Annotated in this window: 8 protein-coding genes and 1 pseudogene; 7 read left to right on the top strand and 2 right to left on the bottom strand. The window is 44.8% G+C overall.

Going from position 1 to position 9355, the window contains the following annotated elements; genetic code table 11:
- On the top strand, positions 1-202 hold a 202-nt coding region (locus tag BM607_RS22055), incomplete at its 5' end, for a Na+/H+ antiporter NhaC family protein (RefSeq protein WP_283160773.1).
- A 184-nt stretch (positions 203-386) separates the two neighbouring features.
- On the opposite strand, the gene BM607_RS03560 is transcribed toward BM607_RS22055, so the two are convergent.
- Together BM607_RS03560 and upp are read right to left on the bottom strand one after the other, a co-directional pair.
- Positions 387-1793, bottom strand: coding sequence for a GGDEF domain-containing protein (locus BM607_RS03560; protein WP_012196903.1), 1407 nt, complete (start codon positions 1791-1793; stop codon positions 387-389).
- A gap of 271 nt (positions 1794-2064) precedes the next feature.
- Complete coding sequence (gene upp / locus BM607_RS03555) at positions 2065-2691, bottom strand: uracil phosphoribosyltransferase (RefSeq protein WP_006081245.1); 627 nt, start codon at positions 2689-2691, stop codon at positions 2065-2067.
- 331 nt (positions 2692-3022) lie between these two features.
- Between upp and purM the strand changes: the two genes are divergently transcribed.
- The 6 genes and pseudogenes from purM to BM607_RS03530 all read left to right on the top strand — a co-directional run bounded on the left by purM (position 3023) and on the right by BM607_RS03530 (position 8860).
- A complete protein-coding gene (gene purM, locus BM607_RS03550) occupies positions 3023-4060 on the top strand; it encodes a phosphoribosylformylglycinamidine cyclo-ligase (RefSeq protein ID WP_006081244.1) in 1038 nt (345 codons plus the stop codon).
- Entirely contained in the window at positions 4060-4704 is a 645-nt protein-coding gene (gene purN / locus BM607_RS03545) for a phosphoribosylglycinamide formyltransferase (protein ID WP_006087455.1), read from the top strand. The genes purM and purN overlap by 1 nt, the downstream gene beginning before the upstream one ends.
- Positions 4705-4862: 158 nt before the next feature.
- A complete protein-coding gene (locus tag BM607_RS03540; RefSeq protein WP_006081242.1) occupies positions 4863-5609 on the top strand; it encodes an HAD-IIA family hydrolase in 747 nt (248 codons plus the stop codon).
- A gap of 103 nt (positions 5610-5712) precedes the next feature.
- Positions 5713-5875: pseudogene (locus BM607_RS22275) on the top strand (UMP phosphatase); the annotation flags it as partial.
- A 59-nt stretch (positions 5876-5934) separates the two neighbouring features.
- Positions 5935-6858: a hypothetical protein gene (locus tag BM607_RS03535; RefSeq protein ID WP_071938871.1), complete on the top strand. Its 924-nt coding sequence runs from the start codon at positions 5935-5937 to the stop codon at positions 6856-6858.
- Positions 6859-7183: 325 nt separating this feature from the next.
- Positions 7184-8860: a M28 family metallopeptidase gene (locus tag BM607_RS03530; protein WP_071938872.1), complete on the top strand. Its 1677-nt coding sequence runs from the start codon at positions 7184-7186 to the stop codon at positions 8858-8860.
- Positions 8861-9355: the final 495 nt, after the last annotated feature.

The following is a 9355-nucleotide window of genomic DNA, read 5'->3' as shown; positions in this document are numbered from 1 at the left end:
GGCGGCGACAATCGCTTTAGTCGGCACCGCCGCAGCGCTGGGTGATGCGGGCTCGCCAGCATCGGATTCCACCTTAGGTCCTACTGCGGGTTTGAATGCCGATGGTCAACACGACCACATTCGTGACAGCGTGATCCCCACCTTCATCCACTACAATATTCCACTGTTAGTGTTTGGCTGGATTGCGGCCATGGTGTTGTAAACACGATTGAAGGGATTGAATAGCAGTAATAGAAATTAACGACAGCGCGGACATTCTCCGCGCTGTTTTTTATTGCCGGCTGCAACTTTATTGCGGTCACGTGACGAATTCACTCGATGATTAACTCAATAGCTAACTCAATATCAATAGTTAACGCAATAAATAGCCTGATAACTAACAATAGTTACCGTGTCGCTTCGAGCTTACGGCTACCCTGCTTATTCTTTTTATCCTCATACAGCGCTTTATCCGCCGCTTGCAGCACGGCCTCAAAGTTTGCATAGTCTTGGGAATCAGCGGCACCGCAGGAAACGGTCAACACATTTAAAAACTGCCGCTCTGCGACCGCTTGACGTAAATGTTCAGCCAATACCAAAGCCCGTTCAAAAGTACAATTAGCTAAGATGACGACAAACTCATCACCGCCGGTTCTGATTAACAAATCGTTTTCTCGAAATACGCCGCGCATTGCATCGACAATTTGCATGATCGCCATGTCCCCGAGTTTATGCCCGTAGGTATCATTAATGGTTTTGATTTTATCGCCATCCACACAGATCACAGCGTAATGCCCCTTAGTTGCGACATCAAACAGCGTGGTCTCATAGACTTTCTTATTGTAGGTGCGAGTAAAAGCATCCAATAACATCGCTTCACTAAACCGTTGGCGCTCAGTACGAAGTTTCCTAAGACGATTGATATTAATTTGAACGAAGAAGATCACGATAGATAACAAAAACCACAGGGGCAAATTCCACACAATAAAACGAAATATACTGATTTTGTATGTCAGTGAAGTCATGTTATCTAAATGATTTGTCATCGAATAAAACAAGAACTCCGGCGTCAGTTCAGCCCAAAGGCTATCTGTCGTGATCACCAGCTCAGTGCCATAATCTGTATTCTGCCATTCCACATGTTTATTACGCATAAAACCCGACGTCATAAAGGCCGTGTCGGCAATCACATCACCAATAAAATGATTAGGATCGCTAGATGATGTAATCGGCGAGGCCATAGATAAAATGACTTTACCAGTCACTTCATCTTGATAAGGAATGGATAACACTATGCCATCGGCCAAGGACTCTGGCGTCGCGTCTTTCGCACAATAGTGCAGGCTCTGACAAAACTCATTTGTCGAAGTACGGTCATTAATCAGCCGCGCTTTTACGTCCTCTGGGATTGGGGTTGCAAAATACACAGCATCACTACGATAAAGCCCCACATACAGGAAAATATCTTCTGCATTTGTCTTTTTACTGGAGTAGAGATAATCAAAGTAGCGTAAGACTTGCGCTTCTTCAGCAGAAAGCTCCACCCCTTGGGGCAGCATTAATCGGGTGGGATCGAGCTGAAAAGGCGCTAAAGAAGATTTATTGAAATCAATGATATCGTGCAGGGATAAGCTTTTACCGAGCAGTTCAATATAGCTCGGTGTGATTTGCTTTGTTTTTACAAAAGACACAAAGGATTGGTGTTCTCTATCGATTTTAAACGGCAATAGGATCAGCAAGAATATGACAAACAAGAGGGTCGCAAGTGCAAGTGACCGACGTAATAACAACCAGTTGAGTGCCGAATGTCCCATAATCCCTCTTAATTCTTGTTATACCGACAATATGCCTTGCCCAAAACTTAAGTAATGTCCCATTAAACCACAAAATAAACCAATAAAAACAACTGCAATTGCGAATAACTATTTGTCTTAATGCTAAACTTTAGCAGCTTAAAACAAAGTTGTTATAACTGTGGCAAACAAAAAACAAAAAGGGAGCCTAGGCTCCCTTACTGAGTACATCCGCTCAACTGAGCATCAGCTACGCTAATTATTTAGCAACTTTGATTTTTAACAGCTTTGGTTATTTAGTACCAAAGATTTTATCGCCCGCATCACCAAGACCTGGCAGGATATAGCCCTTCTCATTGAGGCACTTGTCGATAGCAGCGGTATATAACTCGATATCAGGATGCGCCGCTTCTAACGCTTTGATCCCTTCAGGTGCAGCCACTAACACTAAGGCTTTGATTGAAGTACAACCGCGTTTCTTCAATAAGTCGACGGTCGCAATCATAGAGCCACCAGTCGCGAGCATTGGGTCGACAACTAAGGCGATACGCTCGTTCATGTCACTGGCGAGTTTTTCAAAATATGGCACAGGCTCAAGGGTTTCTTCGTCACGGTAAATGCCGACAACTGAAATACGCGCACTTGGGATATGCTCAAGCACACCGTCCATCATGCCCAAACCCGCACGTAAAATCGGCACAACAGTGACTTTTTTACCTTTGATTTGGTCGACTTCAACCGGACCGTTCCAGCCTTCAATCGTCACCGTTTCAGTTTCGAAATCTGCGGTAGCTTCATAGGTTAATAAACTGCCCACTTCGGCGGCTAGCTCACGGAAACGTTTAGTGCTAATGTCACCTTCGCGCATTAAACCGATTTTGTGACGCACTAAAGGATGTTTAACCTCGACAACTTTCATTTTTCTCTCCTACTTTATTTTTCGGCGTATTATTTTAGGCAAATTTTTCAGATTCTAGTTGATTTGTTTACTAGGTAAAACATAAAGTTTTGCCATTAGGCCTAATCGTGAGCTATCTCCCAAGAATAATTCCCAATCGCCTAAGATACGTACCTTAATTTACTATTTTGTGACCAATCTCAAGACCTCAGAAACTGAAATACAGTTTTACTCGGCCAAAAATACTGCGCCGAGGGGCATAAATCCAAATCATGACTTTCGACCCCTAGCACAAGCTGGTAGAATACCGCCGCATAAAATCCAATAACGATGTACCCGAGAGGATCCCTCCGTGAGCACACCTACCCCACTGAGCTATAAAGATGCCGGCGTTGATATTGATGCAGGTAATGCACTGGTAAGTAACATTAAAGCTGCCGTTAAACGTACCCGTCGTCCAGAAGTTATGGGCAACTTAGGTGGTTTTGGCGCCCTGTGTGAAATCCCCACTAAATACAAGCAACCGGTTTTAGTGTCTGGCACCGACGGTGTTGGAACTAAATTGCGTTTAGCCATCGACTATAAAAAACACGACACTGTCGGCATAGACTTAGTTGCTATGTGTGTGAACGATTTAATCGTTCAAGGCGCTGAGCCACTGTTTTTCCTCGATTACTATGCAACGGGCAAACTGGATGTTGAAACCGCGACGTCTGTTGTCAACGGTATCGGCGAAGGTTGTTTCCAATCTGGTTGTGCGTTAATCGGCGGTGAAACCGCTGAAATGCCAGGCATGTACGAAGGCGAAGATTACGACCTAGCAGGTTTCTGCGTGGGCGTAGTTGAAAAAGCCGACATCATTGACGGTAGCAAAGTTGCAGCGGGTGATGCGCTTATCGCATTAGCCTCGAGCGGCCCTCATTCAAATGGTTACTCTTTAGTACGTAAAGTATTAGAAGTGAGCCAAGCAGACCCTCAACAAGATCTCAATGGCAAACCGCTAATTGAGCATCTCCTTGAGCCAACCAAAATTTACGTGAAATCATTGCTGAAACTGATCGCAGCATCAGACGTACATGCAATGGCACACATTACTGGCGGCGGCTTCTGGGAAAACATCCCACGCGTACTACCAGATAATTTAAAAGCGGTTATCCAAGGCGATTCATGGCAATGGCCTGCTGTTTTCAGTTGGTTAATGGAAAATGGCAACATTGCAGAATATGAAATGTATCGCACCTTCAACTGTGGCGTCGGCATGTTAGTCGCGCTGCCAGCCGATAAAGTGGATGCAGCACTTGCATTACTGGCTGCAGAAGGCGAACAAGCTTGGCTGATCGGTGCTATAGCAGATCGTGAAGGCAATGAAGAGCAAGTGGAGATCCTGTAATGCCCCAGAGCTGTCGTGTAGTTGTATTAATTTCCGGAAATGGCAGTAACCTGCAAGCGATTATCGACGGTTGCGACGATAATCTGCAGGCCGAAGTTGTCGGAGTCATCAGTAATAAACCCGATGCCTATGGCCTAGTGCGCGCCCATCATGGCGAAATTGATACCAGCTGCGTGATAGCTCACCAAGGTGAATCTCGCTCTGAATACGATGCACGTTTAATGACAGTCATCGAACAGTACCAACCTGATTTAATCGTGTTGGCAGGATTTATGCGGATCTTAACCGATGATTTCGTGAATCATTACCTAGGTCGCATGATCAATATCCATCCTTCACTGTTACCGAAATACACTGGCTTAAACACCCATCAACGTGCCATTGACGCTAACGACAGCGAACATGGTGCCAGCGTGCATTTTGTCACGCCAGAGCTTGATGCAGGTCCGGTGATTTTACAGGCAAAAGTGCCTGTTTATGAAGAAGATACCGCTGACATGCTCGCCGCCCGCGTGCATGAGCAAGAACATGCCATTTATCCACTCGTGGTGAAATGGTTTAGTCAGCAACGTCTTAACATGCAAAACGGCCAAGCCTATCTTGATGGCAATCTCATCGGCCCAAGCGGTTACGCGCCTGATTAGTTTCGCGAAATAGCAATTGGTCGCGAGATCACAAATAGAGACCTTAGGGTCTCTATTTTTTTAACTATTTTCCACAAAAGCATTGTTTTCTGGGGCAATGTGGCATTAGATAACTTAACGAAAAGTGATTTTTGCTCGGCATGACAAGAGACTATTAGATGAAAAATATTATCTGCGATATCGATGGTGTACTACTGCACGACAATAAACTGATCCCCGGCAGCGACAAATTTATCCAGCGTATTTTAGAACAAGGCAATCCGTTAGTCGTCCTGACTAACTATCCCGTACAAACAGGAAAGGATCTGCAAAACCGTTTAAGCGCTGCCGGTATTGATATTCCTGAAGAATGCTTTTATACCTCCGCCATGGCAACCGCTGACTTTTTACAGCACCAAGAAGGCAGTAAAGCCTATGTTATTGGTGAAGGCGCCCTCACCCATGAACTCTACAAAGCAGGCTTTACCATTACCGATATCAACCCTGACTTTGTGATTGTCGGTGAAACCCGCTCCTACAATTGGGAAATGATCCATAAAGCCGCAGCTTTTGTGGCAGGTGGCGCCCGCTTTATTGCCACCAACCCTGATACTCATGGCCCAGCTTACAGCCCTGCCTGTGGCGCGCTGTGTTCGCCAATCGAGCGTATTACCGGTAAAAAACCTTTCTACGTGGGTAAACCGAGCGCTTGGATTATTCGCTCGGCGCTTAATCATATTGATGGGCACTCGGAAGACACTGTCATCATTGGCGACAATATGCGTACCGATATTTTAGCGGGCTTCCAAGCTGGGCTTGAGACCATTCTGGTCACCAGTGGCGTGAGTAAACTTGAAGATATCGACAAAGAGCCTTTCCGCCCTAACCATGTGTTTGCCTGCGCGGGCGACATCGATGTTGTTTAAATCTTCATTTTAATTAAGCTCATTTCCCAATGTGTGCCCAGCGTTTATGGTGCTGGGCGCCATAAACTAAATACCTTAAATAAACGGATCTTCGGTAGCGACATTTATCCAGCGCATTTTAGAACAAGGCAATCCATTGGTCGTTCTGACTAGCTATTCCTTACAAAACGGGTAAGGATCTGCAAAACAGTTTAAGCGCGGCAGGAATGGATAATCATGAAGAATGCTTTTGCACCTCCGACATACCAACCGCCGATTTTTTCCGTATCCGCATAACGCGATAGAATACTTCTAGTAAAATTTTGCACATTAATAGGAGCACAACATGGAAGTGGATTTCTTTAAGGATTTAGAAACTGAAATCAAAGAAAAGCTAAAAGGTTTTGGTTACCCAATACCAAGTTTTGAAGAGCTAAGAAAGCAACACATTAGTGCTACAGAAGCTCACCTTAGCTATAAGCATTACGATATAAAAAACTTAATACTTCACTTTCTTACGGTGACTGAACGCAGAATACCGATCAAAAAGTGGAACATTCACATATCTCCACGGCTACAGAATCGCCCCGAAACAGCAAATATGGTTTCGATGCTCTCACACGGTGTTGATGTAAATCCCTTCCTTAGTAAACAAGTAAAAGCACGTCATCAAAACAAAGACAATAAAACGGATTTACTTCGCTTTGAGTGGGGAATCCACCATATTCATTTCGAGGAAGGTGGTAAAGGCGATGACATGCTGTTTGTGTATTTTGATGGTGATGATGCTTACTTGTTAGACATACTGCTTCATGAGAAAAAAGAAGTAGGAAATGTCACTTGGACAAATACCAGTTTAATACAAATATTGCATGACTATTGGCCTCAGGCGATATCACGTGCCATTTTACAAACTGGAAGTAAAGAAATTCTAACTCAAGAAGAACGCAGGATTTTAAGAAAAAAAGCTGGGAATACAACAGTTACAGTTGAAGATGGAACTGAATACCTTCCTTTAGGAGGTAGCTTTACATCGAGTAAACATCCAGCGCGAGCCATTATAGGTACTGACAGACTTGTCGACAGAGTTAGAGTGCTAGAGCATTGGGTGCTGCATAACGAACAAGTAATAAGACAAGCTTTAGATCTACACGATCGTGACATAGATATTAAGTTAGTATTAGATGAAAACTACATGCCTCAAGTGTTCGAAGTAACAAAAAAAGCACTTCTTAACTTGATACCAAATGACGAAAAAACCATCGCTTAACTGGAGTAATTCTGACTTTCAGCCCTTACTTAAACGCATCAGTTTTTTGTTGTTATAGTAAGGGTTGCCCCAAAGTAGTCTGGTGTGATTATCACAGTGGACTAATCCTACGTCTAGCAACTCATCCTTGCCAGTCGTTTAAACATTACCTATGCAACACGCCTAGTCCAAAGGCGTATTGCATAGGGTAAAGCAACATTAAGTAACACATTCACCTTCTTCTCAGCCTTGTGGCTCGCAGCGGCTTGCTTCATGATAAGTCTCGCTTCTGATTGATTAACAGAAATCTAAAATTCCTTAATTAAAACAACAGTAGGATTAACCTATGCGACGTCTGTATCCACTCTGTGCGCTGGCTATGCTCAGTGCCTGTAGTCCGAATTCATCCCAACCCGATGACAACAGCACCTTGGCTGAACTCAAACCCGTGCAGTTTAATGAAGCGCGCTTTAGAAATGATATTAAAGCCCTGTCATCCGATGAATTTGAAGGTCGAGCACCGACCACTCACGGTGAAAAACTCACCTTGGACTATTTGACTAAAGCCTTTACAGAGATGGGACTCAAGGGCGCATACCAAGGCAGCTTTTTGCAACCTGTGCCTATGGTCAGCTATACCGCAGATGAAGCGCAGCAAGTCACGCTGGCAGGATTACCCTTTAAATACCGAAAAGATCTGGTGCTCAGCAGTCGCCACGATAACGGTGGCATTAATATTGAAAATGCGCCATTAGTCTTCGTTGGCTATGGGGTGAACGCACCCGAATATGGTTGGAATGATTACCAAGATCTCGACATGAAAGGCAAGATCGCGGTGATCTTAGTGAACGATCCCGGCTTTGCTCGCCCTGACTCGGGTAAATTCAACGGCAAAGCCATGACCTATTACGGCCGCTGGAGCTATAAGTTTGAAGAAGCCAGCCGTCAAGGCGCCCTTGGTGCACTGATCATCCATGATACTGAACCCGCCTCTTATCCTTGGTCTGTGGTAGAAAATAGCTGGACTGGGCCACAGCAAGATCTAGTACTGAGTAAAGCCGAACAAGATAGCCGTATTCAAGTCGAAGGCTGGCTTACATTGGATTCAGCAACCCAACTGTTTGATAAATCTGGTTTATCACTGCCGAGCTTGATGGCTCGCGCCGCCGACAGCCCAATCAATGTCCCCCTTGAGCAAACTGCCAGTATCGCCTTTAAAAATAAAGCCGAATACGCGAATAGCTACAACGTGGTCGCCACGCTCCCCGGCAGCACACAAGCCGACGAGCAAATCCTCTACACCGCCCATTGGGATCACATAGGTAAAGACGAGACGAAAGCAGGCGATCAGATTTACAACGGCGCCATGGACAACGCCTCGGGCACTGCCGGTATTCTCGAAATCGCCAGACAATTAGCCGACAATGCGAAACAAGGCCACGGTTTAGCTCGCTCGGTCACCTTTATTGCCACCACAGGTGAAGAACAGGGCTTACTCGGTTCGCGCTATTACGCTGCCAATCCACTTTATCCTATCGACAAAACCGTGGCAGTGTTAAACCTCGACAGCACTAATATCTACGGCAAAACCAAGGACTTTACGATTGTCGGCAAAGGCAAGTCTGAGTTAGAAACTTACCTTATCGATGCGGCGAAACAACAGAACCGCATCGCCATGGGTGAAAAAAATCCCGCTTCGGGCGGTTTCTTCCGTTCAGATCATTTCAGCTTTGCCAAACTGGGCGTCCCAGCGGTATTTGCCGGCGGCGGTAGCGACCCCGTTGATGAGGCCACGGCTGCTTATAAAACTCAGATGCAAGCTACAATGAAAGGCTGTTATCACAATGTCTGCGATGAATACCATGAAGACTGGGATTTGAGCGGCGCGCTGCAAGATTTGCAAGTCTACTACCAAGTCACGCGCACATTGGGTAGCAGCAAAGATTGGCCGGGATACTATCAAGGCACAGAGTTTAATAGTCTGCGCCCAGCTAAAACGACGCTTATGACGGACGCCAAATAATAGGCTGAGTCAGTGACAGCTTGTGAGAGGCGGCTTAGTTAGCCGTCTCTTATTCTTATTGACGCCCGCTAGTCGCACCTGCGAAATAAAGCACCAGCTGAATAAAGCGCCTCCTCAGCCAGCCAAAGCGCCAGACAAGATTGAAAAGCACATGAACCATTCATGTGCTTTTTTGTTTTCACCTCACAAACAATGCAGTTATCGCGAAATATCCATCCTGCCACACCATTCTGCATAGGCTTATGCCATTGGTTGATGTCAAACTGGGCGCATTAATTGATTAAAAATAAAACACTTAAACGGGACAACTCATTATTTAAGGTCTTTTTTAGCGGTTTTTCTATCATCGACACTTTTTTAAAACACATTGTGAATTCCCCAAAACCCCTCACGCCAAATCAGACAATAAAAACAAATCATCAAAAATAACGTAAATAAAATGAATTATTCTCAAATAAAAGCATTAAACATAAACATCTAAATCAACAAAAACAC

Source organism: Shewanella sp. SACH, assembly GCF_001887095.2.
In the GTDB taxonomy this organism is placed as follows: Bacteria; Pseudomonadota; Gammaproteobacteria; order Enterobacterales; family Shewanellaceae; genus Shewanella; species Shewanella baltica.
The sequence above is the reverse complement of the archived record's forward strand: the minus strand, read 5'-3'. Positions and strand labels throughout refer to the sequence as shown.